This window comes from Pusillimonas sp., assembly GCF_029263785.1.
Lineage (GTDB): Bacteria > Pseudomonadota > Gammaproteobacteria > Burkholderiales > Burkholderiaceae_B > Pusillimonas.
This window is the reverse complement of record NZ_JAJUFE010000016.1, coordinates 1-16515: the sequence shown is the minus strand read 5'-3', so window position 1 is coordinate 16515 and position 16515 is coordinate 1. Positions and strand designations below refer to the sequence as shown.

At 58.1% G+C, this 16515-nt stretch carries 13 protein-coding genes and 1 tRNA gene; 5 read left to right on the top strand and 9 right to left on the bottom strand.

What is annotated here, in order from left to right; all coding sequences use genetic code 11:
• Positions 1 to 10 precede the first annotated feature (10 nt).
• A complete protein-coding gene (locus Q1J88_RS06310; RefSeq protein ID WP_301116731.1) occupies positions 11 to 547 on the top strand; it encodes a cupin domain-containing protein in 537 nt (178 codons plus the stop codon).
• A gap of 77 nt (positions 548 to 624) precedes the next feature.
• Here Q1J88_RS06310 and selD read toward each other — a convergent pair whose 3' ends face one another.
• The 8 genes from selD to fdnG form a co-directional block, all read right to left on the bottom strand.
• Entirely contained in the window at positions 625 to 1686 is a 1062-nt protein-coding gene (gene selD, locus Q1J88_RS06305) for a selenide, water dikinase SelD (RefSeq protein ID WP_301116729.1), read from the bottom strand.
• 66 nt (positions 1687 to 1752) lie between these two features.
• Positions 1753 to 1848 (bottom strand) — tRNA-Sec (locus tag Q1J88_RS06300).
• Between the two features lie 11 nt (positions 1849 to 1859).
• A complete protein-coding gene (locus tag Q1J88_RS06295) occupies positions 1860 to 3899 on the bottom strand; it encodes a SelB C-terminal domain-containing protein (RefSeq protein ID WP_301116728.1) in 2040 nt (679 codons plus the stop codon).
• Positions 3896 to 5323, bottom strand: a complete 1428-nt coding sequence (gene selA / locus Q1J88_RS06290; protein ID WP_301116727.1) for an L-seryl-tRNA(Sec) selenium transferase — start codon at positions 5321 to 5323, stop codon at positions 3896 to 3898. The genes Q1J88_RS06295 and selA overlap by 4 nt, the downstream gene beginning before the upstream one ends.
• A 3-nt stretch (positions 5324 to 5326) precedes the next feature.
• Entirely contained in the window at positions 5327 to 6259 is a 933-nt protein-coding gene (gene fdhE, locus Q1J88_RS06285) for a formate dehydrogenase accessory protein FdhE (protein ID WP_301116762.1), read from the bottom strand.
• Between the two features lie 84 nt (positions 6260 to 6343).
• Complete coding sequence (locus Q1J88_RS06280) at positions 6344 to 6988, bottom strand: formate dehydrogenase subunit gamma (protein WP_301116726.1); 645 nt, start codon at positions 6986 to 6988, stop codon at positions 6344 to 6346.
• The gene (gene fdxH, locus Q1J88_RS06275; RefSeq protein ID WP_301116725.1) at positions 6981 to 7904 is read right to left on the bottom strand and encodes a formate dehydrogenase subunit beta; all 924 of its coding nucleotides are present in this window, start codon (positions 7902 to 7904) and stop codon (positions 6981 to 6983) included. Before fdxH ends, Q1J88_RS06280 begins: the two co-directional genes overlap by 8 nt.
• Positions 7905 to 7913: 9 nt before the next feature.
• Complete coding sequence (fdnG, locus tag Q1J88_RS06270) at positions 7914 to 10982, bottom strand: formate dehydrogenase-N subunit alpha (protein WP_301116724.1); 3069 nt, start codon at positions 10980 to 10982, stop codon at positions 7914 to 7916.
• Positions 10983 to 11411: 429 nt separating this feature from the next.
• Between fdnG and Q1J88_RS06265 the strand changes: the two genes are divergently transcribed.
• The 3 genes from Q1J88_RS06265 (at position 11412) to Q1J88_RS06255 (ending at position 14604) form a co-directional block, all read left to right on the top strand.
• Complete coding sequence (locus Q1J88_RS06265) at positions 11412 to 11948, top strand: 3-hydroxyanthranilate 3,4-dioxygenase (protein ID WP_301116723.1); 537 nt, start codon at positions 11412 to 11414, stop codon at positions 11946 to 11948.
• A gap of 85 nt (positions 11949 to 12033) precedes the next feature.
• Positions 12034 to 13197 carry an ABC transporter substrate-binding protein gene (locus tag Q1J88_RS06260; RefSeq protein WP_301116722.1) on the top strand — a complete coding sequence of 388 codons (1164 nt, stop codon included), beginning with the start codon at positions 12034 to 12036 and terminating at the stop codon, positions 13195 to 13197.
• A gap of 192 nt (positions 13198 to 13389) precedes the next feature.
• Positions 13390 to 14604 (top strand): MFS transporter, encoded by a 1215-nt coding sequence (locus tag Q1J88_RS06255; protein WP_301116721.1) that lies wholly within the window; start codon positions 13390 to 13392, stop codon positions 14602 to 14604.
• Positions 14605 to 14622: 18 nt separating this feature from the next.
• Here Q1J88_RS06255 and Q1J88_RS06250 read toward each other — a convergent pair whose 3' ends face one another.
• Entirely contained in the window at positions 14623 to 15609 is a 987-nt protein-coding gene (locus Q1J88_RS06250) for a helix-turn-helix domain-containing protein (protein WP_301116720.1), read from the bottom strand.
• 139 nt (positions 15610 to 15748) lie between these two features.
• On the opposite strand from Q1J88_RS06250, the gene Q1J88_RS06245 reads away from it, so the two are divergent.
• Positions 15749 to 16282 carry a 2,4'-dihydroxyacetophenone dioxygenase family protein gene (locus tag Q1J88_RS06245; protein WP_301116719.1) on the top strand — a complete coding sequence of 178 codons (534 nt, stop codon included), beginning with the start codon at positions 15749 to 15751 and terminating at the stop codon, positions 16280 to 16282.
• Positions 16283 to 16515 lie beyond the last annotated feature (233 nt).

Here is a 16515-nt window from a genome sequence, read left to right as displayed (position 1 = left end):
CGGAGGCGCCATGTACCAAATGCCCATCGTCTCGCTGCCAGCCGAAGGCAAAACCCTCGATGAAACAGGCCGCTATGTTAGCGTCCTGTGGCAAGAGCCCGAATCCCTGGTGTTCGTCGCGCGGGGACGCCCATATCGCAGCGAATTTCATGTGAACCCCACTGATGAAGTCATGTACATGATCAAGGGTCAAATGAATCTGCATTACCGTACGCCAGAAGGCAAAGAAGAAATCGCGGTGCTGCCTGAAGGCTCCGTCATTTACACGCCCGCCGGCATCCCGCATTCACCGCGCTTCCCGCCCGATGCCCACTTGCTGGTGCTCGAACGCAAGCGCCGCGAAGGTGAGGTCGACAAATTTCACTGGTACTGTCCCGAGTGCGACGCCTTCTTGCACGAAGAGCAATTCACGGTCAGCGACTACTCGGTCGACCCCGTAGGTGCTGCCTACCGACGCTTCTACGATTCGATTGAAAATCGTACCTGCAAGGAATGCGGGCACGTTATGCCGAACGCGTTGGCCGAATCCGAAAAAGACAAAGACTGAATCAGCTCGCCATCAAAAGAACAGGCTGCCTGGAGCAGCCTGGCCAGCCTCTTTCATGCGCCAAAGCACGCAAGCAGTCAGGCGACAAACACGCGCCCTGGGCCTTCCTGCATCTGTCCGATAATCGCGGCCTGGCCAAAACCTTCTGACTGGAAAATATCCAGAACCTGGTCCGCAGTTTGCGGACTGCAAGAAACCAGCAGCCCACCCGAGGTTTGAGGATCTGTCAGCAATGCGCGGCACACCTCGTCGACGCCCGGCGCCAGCTCAATACCGGCTCCATAAGCTTGCCAGTTCCGCCCTGATGCACCGGTGACCACCCCCTGACGGGCGAGCTCGTGAACTCCTGGCAACCAGGGTAGGTCGGCCACACGTAAATGGGCCGCCGCGCCGGATCCTCGCGCTAGCTCGAGCGTATGACCGAGCAACCCGAAACCCGTCACATCGGTGAGCGCATGCACCCCTTCCAATGCAGCCAATGCAACACCAGGCCGATTCAATTGCGTCGTGGCCTGAATCATGGCGCGGTAGCCGTCTTCTGAAAGAACGTTTTTTTTGAGCGCGGCAGAATATATGCCAACTCCCAAGGGTTTGCCCAAGATTAGTACGTCACCCGGCTTGGCATCGGCGTTACGCTTGATACGGTCTGGATGAACCAGTCCCATTGCCGCCAGCCCATAGATAGGCTCGACAGAATCTATTGAATGCCCGCCGGCCACCGGAATCCCGGCTTCGCTGCAGACAGCCGCCCCGCCTTCCAGTATGGCAGCGATATCGCTTTTGGGCAGGACATTGATGGGCATGCCGACAATAGCCAGCGCCATGATCGGCGTGCCGCCCATCGCATAGACATCGGAAAGGGCATTCGTTGCAGCAATGCGCCCAAAGTCGTAGGGATCGTCGACAATGGGCATGAAAAAGTCAGTGGTGGCAATAAGGGCCTGCTCGTCGTTCAGGCGGTAGACAGCCGCATCATCCGAGCTTTCGTTTCCAACCAGCAGATTCGAGTAGGCTTGCATGCCGGGCATGCCCGCCAGCAGCTCGGACAACACCCCAGGCGCAATCTTGCAGCCGCAACCTCCGCCATGCGATAAGGACGTAAGACGAGGAGGGGACTGCGTAGAGGTGGAAACGGCCATGAAGCATCTCCGATAATGCCAACCCCAATGGCGCCTGCGATCAGCCGGCCCAGCGGCACGAGAAAATGGCGGAAAGCAGCAGGAGTCGAACCTACCTGGGAACGTCTGACGCCCCCAACTGGGTTTGAAGCCCAGCCGTGCCACCGGACACGCATGCCTTCCGTAAAAAAACCCTATGATAGCCGCTGCCAAAAAGACGCGCTATCGCCTCGCGGCACGTGTTTGTCGCGCAAGCGCCGGGTGTAGCCCGCCCGGTCAAAAAACTCAAGGATCTGGATGGCGCGCTTGCGGCCCAGCCCTGTCGCATCACGGAACACGGCTGCAGTCACGCCTTCGTCACCCCCCAGTTCACCCACAAGCTCTGCCAGACGCGTGATCTGCTTGCGGTGATAGAAAAGGTCACGCACCACCTGATACAGCCGACCACTGCGGACCAGCTTGCGCAGCAATTGCCGCACAACTTCTTCGGGTTGTTCAAAGCGGGCCGCGAGGTCTCGTACCCAGGGCGGATCAAACCGGCCCTCGTCAATGGCCGACACCAGGATATCCGCCAGCCTGCTCTCGGACTCTGTCAACGCCACTTCATGGCCAGGCTTATGCAGCCAGGGCCCATTACGAACCAGACGCTTGGCCGCAACCAGATCATCGCGCAAGGCAAGCCACACGTTTTCAGGGATGGTGGGCAAGGCGACGCGGCGCAAGCGGGCGGCATCCAGCCCGGGCTCATCGGGCCAGCGCTCATGGAAATTCGTCAGTGCGTCTTCTACCGTGTGCCTCAGAGCGTTCCAGGCAGACTGCAGTATCAAGGTACGGGCTGCGGATTCACCCTTTGCCTGCACCCATTGGGCTCCTGCTGGAAGCTCGTCTGTCGAGGGACTGCGCCCCAACAGACGCATCAACTGAGACTCTTCGAGTCCGAACGGGGCTTGCTCAAGGATCGCGCCCAGGTCCGCGCCTTGCCTTAGCTTCGCAACGGCTTGCAGCCACGCCAGTCTTTGCTCGCTTCGGCGTTTGCGGTCTGGTGCGTTGGCGTCCAATACCATGCCCCCGCCCAAGGTGCGATTCGCCTGGGCATTGCGCACAATGAACCGGTCTCCGGGCATGGCACAAACCGGCTCATCGAACACCAACTGCACATAACCTGTCTGACCGGCAGCAAGCGGGTCAGGCGCCAGGGGAACAGCATGAGCGACGTAACGGGCCGCGCCCAGATGAACATGCAAGGGGGCCCAGGCTCGTAGCGACGCATCCGCGGAATCGAGCAATGTCAGTTGCACATCGATATTGCGAGCCGGCGTAAAACAACGTTCGTCGGCGATCCAATGGCCGCGTTCAACAGCTGTTCGCTCCAATCCACCCAGGTTCAAGGCACAGCGCTGCCCGGCCCGACCCTGACGTGAGGACTGGTTTTGCGCGTGAACGCTTCGTACCCGGACAGCGCGCCCTGCAGGCATCAATTTCAAGGAAACCGGATCGGAATCCAGATCAATCGTGCCTGCGTGGACCGTGCCGGTTACCACGGTTCCGTGCCCGGGCAGGGTGAACACGCGGTCAATCGCCAACCGGAACAGACCGTCGGATCGGCGGGCAGCCATGGTCTGGGCGGTCTTTTGGAGATGCCGTCGCAATTCTGCAACCCCGGGGGCGTCAACCAAGGCTCCCGTACCACTTAGCCCCCCGGCATCAGCCGCTTCCCTGGTGTCGTCCGCTGCGGGCGCCTGACCACCGGACCGGTCTGTTGTGCCGTCCGGAGCCGGCAAAGCGGACGCCGCATTAGTCATGAAGACCGGCATGCCTTCCAGGAACGTACCGTCAACAAGGGCCGCCAATTCGGCTTGGACTTCCTGTATTCGCAAATCGTCGGCACGATCGATTTTTGTCAACGCGATGGCCCCCTGGGACACACCCAGCAAACTCAAGATGGCAAGGTGCTCGCGAGTTTGCGGCATGACGCCATCGTCGGCAGCGACCACCAGCAGACCGAAGTCAATGCCGGTTGCTCCTGCAGCCATGGTGTGCACCAGTTTTTCGTGCCCGGGCACGTCGATAAAGCCCAGTACATCGCCGTTGTCCAAAGGAGTGTAGGCGTATCCCAGCTCTATCGAAATGCCTCGCTTCCTTTCTTCCTTCAGCCTGTCGGTCTCGACCCCGGTCAAGGCACGCACCAGGGTAGTCTTGCCATGATCGATGTGTCCCGCGGTTCCTACAATCATGGAGTCAGACGCTTAAGCTGCGAGAGGAACGCGGGTTCGTCGGAGGATTCGAGGCAACGCAGATCGAGCCACAAGGTGTCGCTTCCGACCCGACCGATGACGGGCCGCGGCAATTCGCGCAAGCATCGTTCGAGTGCTGCCAGGGCGCGCCCAGGGCGTCCCGAGCCCGCGTGACGCAAGGCAAGGCCATAACTGGGCAATTGGTCGACGGGCAGAGCCCCACTGCCAATCTGGCTGAACATTGGCTCGGCACGTACGCTGTATGAGTCGCCCACGGCAACTTGCACGGCTGCCTCAAGACGTTGAGCCTGACTCTGCATGTCAGCCATCGGACGGGTCAACAGCCGCAAGGTCGTCAGGCGTTCGGGCAGCCGCTCGGGCGAACGATACAGCGCAAGGACCGGCTCAAGCGCCGCTAGAGTAAGCTTGCCCACACGCAAGGCCCGCTTCAAAGGGTTCTTCTTGATTTTCTTGATGAGGTCGGCACGGCCTACCAGCAGCCCCGCCTGTGGTCCTCCCAGCAACTTGTCGCCACTGAAGGTGACAATGTCAGCTCCGGACTCGACCGTTTCGCGCACCGTTGCTTCTTTGGGCAGACCCCATTGCGTGAGGTCCAGCAAGGTGCCACTACCCAGATCCACGGCAGTCGGAAGCCCGTGCTGTCGTGCTACGCCCGCAACCTCGGCAACATCGACGCTTTTTGTAAAGCCCGTTACCTCGTAGTTACTGCAATGGACTTTCATGAGCATGGCGGTACGCGCGCCAACGGCCTGCTCGTAGTCGGCCAAATGCGTGCGATTGGTGGTTCCCACCTCGACAAGTTTGGCTCCGGCCCGCTGCATGATATCGGGAATACGAAACGCCCCGCCAATTTCAACCAGTTCACCACGGGACACTACAACCTCGCGTCGGTTGGCTAGGGCGTTCAGCATCAGCAACACCGCAGCGGCGTTATTGTTGACCACGGTGGCAGCTTCCGCCCCCGTGAGCTCACACAGCAGATCATTGACCAGGTCATCGCGATCGCCGCGGCGGCCGGTCGCAAGATCGAACTCAAGGTTGGCGGGTGAATGTAAAGCTCGCAATACCGAGTCGACGGCCTCATCGGGAAGCAATGCCCGCCCCAGATTAGTATGCAGAACCGTGCCCGTAAGGTTGAACACGGCTCGCAACCGGGGTTGATCGGCAACGAGCAAGCGGCGCCGGGCTTCGTCAACAATGGCTGCATCGCCAGCGGCGTCGGCTGGCAGCTGCTGCTGCAAGGCCTGTTGCCGCAGATCGGAAAGCACGTCGCGAAACGTGCCAAGCACCCGACTGCGCCCGTAGTCTGCAATGAGCGCCAAGGTTTCGCTTGCCCTCAGCAACCGGTCCACCGATGGCAGGTCGGCCACACCTGCAGGCACAGCTTGGGGCGTCACCGCCATAGTTCAGGACTCGCTTCCCTGCCACAGCAGGGGATTGCCGCTGGCACGTGAATACCCAGCCTCGCCCATCAACATGTCCAGTGTCAAACTGGCCAGGTCGTCGGCCACGGGATCCACGTGGAAATCTTTTTCTTGATAAAAAATCTTGCGGTAGCTTTGGCAGTTGTCGCAGGATTCGGCCTTGATTGCTTCCGAGCCTTCTTCGATGTGGTGATACGCGAGCGACTTCGTACTTTCGCAATGTGAGCACGTAACGCGGACCAGATGCCATTCGGTCGAGCACAACGAGCAGCACAGATACCGACAACCATCGATTTGCGCACCAACGCGAACCACGCTTGAAACCGGCAAGCTTCCACATATCGGACACACCCCAAACGGGCTCACCACCGGAAGCTTGTCAGCGTCGAAATCTATGGCAAGACTTGTCCAATACACCTGCAGGGCGGCCATGATGAAAGGAGCTGTTGCACTATCGACATCGACATCACGCTCGGCAAGGATCGCGTCCGCCTGCGCCTCGATGGCCTCGGGGTCGGAAGACAGTTGTTCCTGCAGTGCGCTGATCACACCGCGAGCGGCTTCAGGCAGGCTTTCGAAAGAAATCATATGCGCCAGCAAGGCCGCCAGTATTTGCCGCCATTGCTCATCGCGCTTCCAGCCGATAGCCTGCAAGGGAGGCATGCCATGCGACTGCGCCAACGAAACCTGCTGCTCGCTGGCAGTGGGTACCGAGCAGTGCTGCAGGGCTTCATGCTGACCGTCTGCCAGATGCGCCATCAACGACAAGTACGCCCCCGCCGGATGATCGTCAACCAGCTGCCTGAAACGGGCAGCCCTGTCGGCAAACACTGACGCGCGTACCGGCGCACGAAGCCGCGGAATTTGCGTGTGATCTAGCGATTCAATTTCGCCACGCTCAAGAATTCGCTGCAATGCACTCTCCTGAAAAATATGGCTGCCCGGCACGGACACCGGGCAGCCATGTCGGTCTTTGCCCGTACCGGGCATTGATGAAGCCTACTTGCGTGAAGGCAGACCCCGTACTTGACGGAACCACGCACGATGATGCTTCCAGGCCCAACCCGGCGTGACGGTGCCACGGGTCATGGAGCGTACCGAGCCCTTGACCCAGATGCCGGCATAGATATGCACAATGATCGCGCAGATAATCAAAAATGCAAAGATGGCATGCAGCACCGATGCCAGCTGAATCAGCCATAGGCCGAAGAAGCTTGCAAAATACTCGCGCCACATTACCAGGCCAGTCAGCAAAAGGCCGATCATCAGCAGAATTAGCGCAAAGTACAGCACCTTCTGCCCACCGTTGTACTTGCCGACATCTGGTACGCGCTCTTCGCGCTTGTTGATGACATCACCAAATTGCCTGAGCCACTGGCGATCGTTTCGGTCGATGGCGTTGTGGCGCGCCATGCGTATGGCCAACACGAGAAACAGCAGGAACATGAAGACGCCTATCCACGGATGCAAGATCCGTGTCCAGGTGCCGCCACCGAACAGGCCGGTCAAGGGGTAGAAGTAGGGGTGAAACAGCGCGAGCCCCGAAAGTGCCAGCAGAACGAACGCGATGGCAACAATCCAGTGATTAGCCCTTTCACCCGGCGTATAGCGCTGGATAAGCCGGGAATTTCTGACGTCATTCATGAGTAGCCTCCTGCGATTGGCGTTGGCTTTCTTCTTCAGCCCGGCGCTCGTCCTCGTCGGTGACCTCGTTGGGGCCTACGCGGATGTAATGGAAGAAGCCCGCCAGTGCTGTCAGTGCCATGGCGGCGACCCCGAGCGGCTTGGCGATTCCCTTCCACAACGACACCATCGGACTGATGGTTGGATCTTTGGGAAGATCGCTGTAAAGACCCGGCTGATCAGCATGGTGCAACACATACATGACGTGTGTGCCGCCTACACCTGCAGGGTCATACAGGCCGGCGTTGTCGAATCCGCGAGACTTCAGATCGACAATGCGGTCGTCGGCGTGCTTGATCATGTCTTCTTTGGTGCCGAACACAATGGCACCCGTCGGACAGGTCTTGACGCACGCAGGCTCTTGGCCCACCGCAACGCGATCAGAACACAAGGTACATTTGTATGCCTTGTTGTCTTTCTTGGAGATACGCGGAATGTCGAACGGGCATCCGGTAATGCAATACCCGCAGCCGATGCAGTTTTCCTGGTGAAAATCGACAATGCCGTTGTTGTACTGAACGATGGCACCCGGAGCCGGGCAAGCCTTGAGGCAGCCGGGGTCTTCGCAGTGCATGCAGCCGTCCTTGCGGATCAGCCATTCAAGATCGCCCGCGTCGTTCTCGTACTCGGCAAAACGCATGAGCGTCCAGGAGTTCTCGGTAAGGTCCATGGGGTTGTCATACACACCCACGTTCGTACCGATTTCGTCCCGGACGTCGTTCCATTCCATGCAGGCTACCTGGCATGCCTTGCAGCCTATGCATTTGGTGGTGTCGATAAGCTTGGCTACACCACCGCCCATGACCACATCGCGCTCGCTGGGCATGGGGGTGGTGGTAGCGGAGCGCCGCTTGATATCCAATGATTGCAATGCCATGGCTTACTCCTAAACTTTCTCGACGTTGACCAGGAAGGACTTGAACTCGGGCGTTTGCGTGTTGCCGTCCCCCACTGATGGTGTCAATGTATTGGCCAGGAAGCCCGGCTTGGCAAGGCCGACAAACCCCCAGTGAAGCGGGATGCCGACCTGGTGTACGGTTTTGCCTTCGACCTGCAGCGCCTTGATGCGCTTGGTCACTACCGCAACCGCCTTGATGTACCCCCGTTTGGACGAGACCCTTATCCACTGGCCGTTTGCAATACCCAGTTCTTGAGCCAGGGCGTCGCCGATTTCGACGAACTGCTCGGGCTGCAAGATGGCATTGAGCTCGACGTGCTTGGTCCAGTAGTGGAAGTGCTCGGTAAGTCGATACGTGGTAGCGACATAGGGGAAACTGCTTGCGTCTCCCATGGAAGCCAGGTCGTCTTCGAACACGCGGGCCGCCGGGTTGGTGACGGCTCGCTTTTCGTCCGGGTAGACCGGGTTATAGCCAAGAGGGTTCTCGAATGGTTCGTAGTGCGTGGGGAAGGGCCCCTCGGCCATCCCCTTGCGCGCGAAGAACCGGGCGACCCCCTCGGGGTTCATGATGAAGGGCCCCATTCCATCGAGCGGATTCTCGTCGACCTTGAAGTCGGGAACGTCGGCACCTACCCATGCCTTGCCGTTCCAGTGAATAACGCTCTTGCGCGGGTTGAATGGCTTGCCTTCGAGGTCGCACGATGCACGGTTGTACATGATGCGCCTGTTGGCAGGCCACGACCAGGCCCAATTGAGCGTCTGGCCGATACCAGTGGGATCGCTGTTGTCGCGACGGGCCATCAGGTTGCCCGCCGGTGACCAGCATCCCGCGTATAGCCAGCATCCGCAGATGGTGGACCCGTCGTCGCGCAGCTCGCCGAAACCCGCCACCTGCTCGCCGGCCTTGCGCAGGACCCGCGTCGAGTCTTTCGGGTCGACCAGGTCTACCAGGGCCCGACCGCTGTACTCTTTGGCGAGTTCTTCGGCAGTGGGGTTCTGGGGGTTGGAATACGGCCACCAGAGATTGACGATCGGATCGGGAAACGTGCCGCCTTCCTTCTCGTACAACGCACGAATGCGCGTATACAGCGACGCCATGATCTCGATGTCGCTCTTGCCTTCGCCCGGGGGGTTGGCCGCTTTCCAGTGCCACTGCAGCCAGCGACCCGAGTTCACCAGCGCGCCTTCTTCTTCGGCGAAACAGGTGGTCGGAAGCCGGATGACCTCGGTCTGGATAGAAGCAGGGTCAACATCGTTGTACTCGCCCACATTGCGCCAGAACTCGGACGTTTCGGTGATGAGCGGATCCATGACCACCAGGAACTTGAGCTTGGAGAAGGCCTCGGTGAGCTTGGACTTGTAGGGCGCAGCCGCCAAGGGGTTGAAGCCCTGGCAGATGTAGCCGTTCATCTTGCCCTTGTGCATCAGCTCGTACACCTGGAGCATGTCGTACGGGCGGTCCATCTTGGGCAAATAATCGTAGGCCCAGTTGTTGTCAGGACGGGCCGCGTCGCCCCACCATGCCTTCATGAGACTGACATGGAACTTGCTGTAGTTGCGCCAGTAGCTGAGCTGGTTGGGTCGCAGCGGCAGCTGGGTACGGTTGCGGATGTACGTTTCGTAATCCTGTTCGGCATCGTTGGGCAGTGTCAGGTAGCCCGGCAGCAGATTCGACATCAGGCCAAGATCGGTCAGGCCCTGAATGTTCGAGTGACCGCGCAAGGCGTTCATGCCGCCGCCCGCAACACCGATGTTGCCCAGCAGAAGCTGCATCATGGCACCCGTGCGGATTATCTGCGATCCGATGGAGTGCTGCGTCCAGCCTAATGCGTACATGATGGTGCCGACGCGATCAGGCGTTGAAGTGGAGGCCAGCATTTCGCACACTTTCAGGAACTTGTCTTCGGGTGTGCCACAGACCCGCGACACCATCTCGGGCGTATATCGCGAGTAGTGCTGCTTCATCAGCTGGTAAACGCAGCGCGGGTGCTGCAGGGTGGGGTCGACGCGGGCGTACCCGCTTTCGTCGAGCTCGTAATCCCACGATGCCTTGTCGTACACGCGTTTTTCTTCGTTATAGCCCGAATACAGGCCTTCTTCGAAGCTGAAGTCTTCGCGCACGATAAAGGGAAGATCGGTGTAGTTGCGAACGTACTCGTGCTGGATCTTGTCGTTTTCGAGCAGGTAACGAATGACGCCACCGAGGAAAACGATGTCGGTACCGACACGAATCGGCGCATAATAGTCGGCCACAGAAGCCGACCGCGTAAAGCGCGGATCAACAACAATAAGTTTGGCTTTGTTATGAGCCTTGGCCTCGGTTACCCACTTGAATCCACAGGGGTGAGCTTCGGCGGCGTTTCCGCCCATAATCAAAACTACATCGGCGTTCTTGATGTCGACCCAATGGTTCGTCATCGCTCCACGGCCAAACGTCGGGGCAAGACCTGCCACCGTCGGACCATGTCAGACACGAGCCTGGTTATCGAATCCAAGAGCGCCAAGGGCGCGAACGACCTTGTGTGTTACGTAAGCGACTTCGTTTGAGCTGGCCGAAGCGGCAAGCATGCCAGTGGTAAGCCAGCGATTGACCACCTGGCCGTTTTCATTGCGCTGGATGAAGTTGGCGTCGCGATCTTCTTTCAGGAGCTTGGCGATGCGGTCGAGCGCGTCGTCCCAGGAAATTCGCTGCCATTTGTCTGAGCCGGGGGCCCGGTATTCTGGGTACTTCAGGCGGTTGGGACTGTTGATGAAGTCGAGCAGGCCGGCCCCTTTCGGACAGAGCGTCCCGCGGTTGACGGGGTGATCGGAGTCGCCCTCTACGTGCATGACTTTTGCCGTGGCGTTTTTACTGCCATCGCCAAGGCTGTACAACAGAACTCCACATGCCACTGAACAATACGGACAGGTGTTGCGCGTTTCGGTCATTCGCGCAAGCTTGTACTGACGCACCTCAGCCATTGCCGGACTGGGGGCGACCCCCAGCAAGGTTAAGCTGGAACTCGCCAGTGTTGCCCCTGTCACCTTGAAGAATTGCCGCCGACTCATGTTGACCATGACGCTCTCCAGATGATGAAAACAACTGATTTTTGTTGGATCGCTTGAATAACCCTATAAATTCTCGGGTATAGGCGCAGTATAGGGCTCGAATTTAAAAAAAGCTATGACCTGTGCGCATTGTTACCTTCGATGGTAGTTGAGAATCATTATCAGGTTTCTTTGTTAAACCCAACGCACGCGGGCAAATTTTCAAATGCCGTCAACGACGCGGCCCGAACCTGCAGGCGGGGACGCCGGCAAATCGGAACTCAGGCGTGCCGGACTATGCGCAATGCGTATGCCATTGCAAGCCAACCTCTTTTATCCATTTAAAAATGCTGGATCCCCGATAGCCAAATACTGTGGTTTCGATTTATTCTGGGCGTTGCGATGTCTATACTCTTTGATATGCATTGCCGCAACAACAACAGGCTGAAAGGAGACTCCATGTTCAAGTACGGCCCCCCGCTGAATTTCAAACGCTGGCTCGAGGACAACGATCATTTGCTCAAGCCACCGGTGGGCAACCAGCAGATATGGCAGGATGCGGATTTTTTGGTCACAGTGGTAGGCGGGCCCAATCATCGAACCGATTTTCACGACGATCCGCTGGAAGAGTTCTTTTATCAGTTCAAGGGCAATGCCTATCTGAACATCATGAACGACGGAAAACTCGAGCGCGTCGACCTGCGTGAAGGGGACATCTTCTTGATGTCGCCGCACGTAAGGCACTCGCCCCAGCGCCCCGAGCCCGACAGTCGCTGTCTCGTCATCGAACGTCAACGGCCCGAATCACTCCTGGACGGATTCGAGTGGTATTGCCTCGAGTGCAACCACCTGGTGCATCGTGTCGAAGTCCAGCTCAAAAGCATAGTCAACGATCTTCCTCCGCTGTTCGAGCAGTTCTACGAGAATCCCGACTTACGAGTGTGCCCCAACTGCAAAGCGGTGCACCCCGGACGACACGCTCACGTCAAGGCATAGGTTTCCCCATACAAAAATTCTGAATTTCCGTATAACCTTGTAACGGTGTTAACGAACACTCCCAACAATCCAGAGGAAGAGACACATGACAAATCTCAAGAAACTCGTTCTTGCTTCGGCCATCGCCTTGGGCGTTGCCGGCGTTGCACAGGCCCAGGTCAAGATCGGCCTGATCACCACACTGTCGGGCGGCGGCGCAGCTCTGGGCCAGGACCAACGCGACGGCTTCATGCTGGCCGTAGAACAAAACGGCGGCAAGCTTGGCGGTAAAGACGTCGAAGTCATTATCGAAGACGATCAGCTCAAACCTGAACTTGGCGTGCAACTGGCCCGCAAGCTGGTCAACAACGACAAGGTCGACTTCGTCACCGGCATCATCTTCTCCAACGTAATGATGGCGGCACGTACCCCCATCCTCGAATCAAAGACGTTCCTCATCGGATCCAACGCCGGTCCGTCTCCCATGTCGGGCGCCGAATGCTCGCCGTACTTCTTCTCGACATCCTGGAACAACGACCAGCTGCACGAAGGGGGCGGACAGATCGCCACCAACGCCGGCTACAAGAAGATGTACATCATGGCGCCCAACTACCAGGCCGGCAAAGACGCCCTGCAAGGTTTCAAGCGCTTCTATAACGGCGAAGTCATCGACGAGGTCTACACCCAGATCGGTCAAATGGACTACTCGGTTGAAATAGCGCAACTGCAGCAGGCCAATCCCGATGCGGTTTATGTGTTCTATCCTGGCGGCATGGGCGTCAACTTCGTCAAGCAGTACCGCCAGGCGGGTCTGCTGGGCAAAGTGCCCCTTATCTCTGCTAGTACTGTCGACGGCTCGACCCTGCCCGCGTTGCAAGATATCGCCCTGGGCGTCATTACCCATGCGCCCTACGCACCTAACCTCGACAACGCACAAAACAAGCAGTTTGTTGAAGCCTTCGAAAAGAAATACAACCGCCCGCCTTCCCTGTATGCCGCACAGTCGTACGACGCAGCCAACCTGATCGCTTCGGCAATCAAGAAGCTCGACGGCAACATGCAAGACAAGGAAGCCGTGCGCAAGGCGCTTGAAGCGGCCGATTTCGAATCCGTGCGTGGCGCCTTCTCATTCAACACCAACCATTTCCCGATCACCGACTGGTATCGCGTCGAGGTCGTGAAGGGTGACGACGGCAAAGCTCAACTGGCCGCCACAGGCGTTGTATTCGAAGGCCATAAAGACGCCTATTACGAGCAGTGCAAGATGTAAGCTTGTAAACCGGGCACCCGTCGCCCTGGCTCAAAAACCGGCTCCCGGCTCTGCCCGAGCCGGTTTTTATTCAGGGTTCTGTCAGAATCAAAGACATTTGTGCGAGACTTTCAGCACATATAAACTTGCGTTCTTGGCTTGACCCAGCCTTATTGCAGTACGGAATCACACAGCAAGGACATAGCTCGCTTCATGAATTCAGCCACCATACCCAGTAACGACCGATCTTATTTCTGGGTATGCGTTTCGATGTGCATCGGCGTGATGGGCACCGCCCTGGCAAGTCCGCTGTATCCGCTTTATCAAGAGGTCTGGTCACTTAGTCCCAGCAATGTTGCACAGCTGTACATCGCCTATATGGTGGCGGCCCTGGCCACCCTGATGTTCCTGGGCCGGCTGTCTGATCGCTACGGCTTCATGCCCGTACTGCGTGCCGGCGTCATATTCGTGACCCTTGGCATTACATTGTCTGCCGTCGCGTGGAACCCGGCCAGCTTTACAGTAAGCCGGGTAATGCTCGGCCTGGCCTCGGGAATGATCGTGCCCTCGTCCTCGCTTGGCCTGGCTCAGCTAAGCAAAGGAAGCAATAGTCAACGTGTTGCCGCCACCATCAGCCTTACGCTGGCCTTCGGTTTTGGTTTGGGACCTTTGGTCGGTGGACTGATTGCACAATGGACTCCTTACCCCCTGATCAGTGCCTATGTACCATCCATTGCACTGGGGGTTTTGGCGATCTACACCTTGTTTCGCCTGAAGATCAACACGCCCCGATCTCTGGCGCCAACACCCGGCTGGCGGCAGTGGCTGCCGGCCCTTTCCCTACCGGCCAGCCCGCTGACCCGCCCTTATCTTATCGGCAGCCTTGCAGCCTTCAGTGCTTTCGGCATGTTCAGCATGTATGCATCGCTGGCGCCCAGCTTCATGGATAAGATGGTCCCCTGGCATGGTCCCGCTGTCAGCGGTTTGTCGATCGGGGTCATATTGTTCCTGTCGGCCGCTTTTCAGTTTGCGGCCAGACCCTGGGCGACCAAGCGCGTTGTTATCTGGGGTTTGCTGTCGTTGATGCTGGCCAATGTCTTGCTGATGCTCAACACCACCACGACCTCACCCTTGCTCTTTGCCTCGAGTGTATTGACCACCTCGTTGGGCCACGGTTTATGCAATCTGGGTGGCATCACTGTGGTCAACAAGGTGGCTCCGCCCCATCAGCGCTCCAGCCTGCTTTCAACCTACCTGATAATCGCCTATCTGGGCAGCATCCTGCCGGTTCTGGGCATGGGGTGGCTGGCCGACCACATCGGCCTGACCCAGGCACTGCTTGTCTTTTGCGTTTGCATCGGGCTGCTCACAGGCAGTTTGGCTGTCCTGGCACAGCGAACTCCGGTGATCGCCGTCAGCCAGGCCTGATGCCATCTTGGCAGGTACTTACGCCGGTGCGGAACCGTGCCTGGATTCGTCGCGGGACTGTTTGGGTGACAACCCGAACTCCTGGCGAAACACCCGCGAAAAATGGGCCTGACTGACAAACCCCCATTTGAACGCGATAGCGGCCACACTTAAATGCGCCTGTGATGGATCGGCCAGATCGGCCCGCGCCTTTTGCAGCCTTAACGTGCGTATATAGTATGCCGGCGTCTGGCCCTGGGCCGCGAACAGGCGCGTCAGATGACGCAGCGATATGCCCAATGCAGCGGCCAGACGGGTGGCATTCAAGTCGGGATCATGCACATTTTGCGCCACATAGGATCGCGCGGCGGCCAGATAAGAAACACTTAACCCGGTACCGGATTGACCCGCAAGGTGGTCGCACACCACGGTTTGCAGCACAGCGCAGGCCTCATCTCGCAGTTCGGGCGCACGGTCGTAACTGGGACGGGTAATAAAATCGATGGCACGCTGGCGCAGGCGCATCGCCAGCACTCTGGCTGAACCATTGCGGCCATTCACCTTGATGGGCTTGGCAAACGCATCCGATGGGAACTGGTGTCCGAAGACATTGCTTGGCACATCGAACAGCACCTGGCGCATCGAATCGTGAAAACCGATGGCGTACGGGCGCTGAATATCGTAAAGAACCAGATCGCCCGGCTCGAGCTGGTGGCACTCACCCGCCTGGTAGAAGAACCCCTTGCTTTGGAGCACCAGGCTGGCGAATACAGCCGGCTTCGGATGTCGCCTGACCATCTCGCTATTGCGTTCGATAACGTGTCCGTTGCCGCTGATGTCGGCCAGTCGCAAGCCGCCCAGATCAAAGTTGGTTTGTGCCGCACGCAAGCCGTCGTCCGCAAATGACGAGCTGCGCAGCCCCACCAGTACCGAGGTATTTCTATCGTTCCAATAGTCGATTCGATCAGCAACAGCGACATCGTCGGTCGACCATCGGGTGTAAGCGTTGCTGGGATAAGTAATCATGGCAGCCAAAGTGGAACAAGCCGTCACCACCAAACAAGTCCGGCATGGACAAAAAAAATGTCCGATTCAGGCAAAAGCTGGCACACAGGCCAAAGTAGACTTTAGCAAAGTTCCACTCTGACATTCAAAGGAGAGCAACATGGCCGAAAAGCCCACTACCGAATTCTGGAGAGACCTCAAACCCATTGCCAACGTCTTCAAGGCGGATGCCAAGAAGGAAACCTATATCGGCAACGCGCCGACAGACGACGAACGCTACTACGTCCCGTTCAGTGAAACGGTTTCGTCCCGACCACTCTGGATTTCACCCTCGCAGAATAAATGGGCCGACATCCTCATGGCAAAGTCGGCCGGTCTGGTCAACCGTCACTATCATCCGCATGAGGTGTTCGCCTACACCATCTCGGGCAAGTGGGGTTACCTCGAACACGACTGGACAGCCACAGCGGGTGACTTCATTTACGAAACGCCGGGCGAAGGCCACACTCTGGTCGCTTACGAGCACGAAGAGCCGATGCGTACTTTCTTTGTAGTAAAAGGACCGCTGATCTGGCTGGACGAAGACGGCAATGCAGACGGCTACTTTGATGTTCACGATTACATCAAGCTCTGTAAGGAGCACTACGAAAAGGTTGGCATTGGTGCCGACTACGTAGAGTCGCTGTTCCGCTAGTTTCCAATCCGTTCATTTGCGGGACACCATCGGTGGCGGACATCGCCACGACCCGCACATAAATGCTGCAGGCGCTTCCCATCGGAAGCGCCTTTTTTGTGCGCCCAGCATGGGCGCACTCCTGCGGGTGCAAGTCCCGCCATAAGTTGATCACAGCGAATGAAGTGAAGCGCAACTGCACAAGGGCGACCGAGTGTGGGAAGGAAGCGTGGAACGTAAGCTGCGAGCCGATG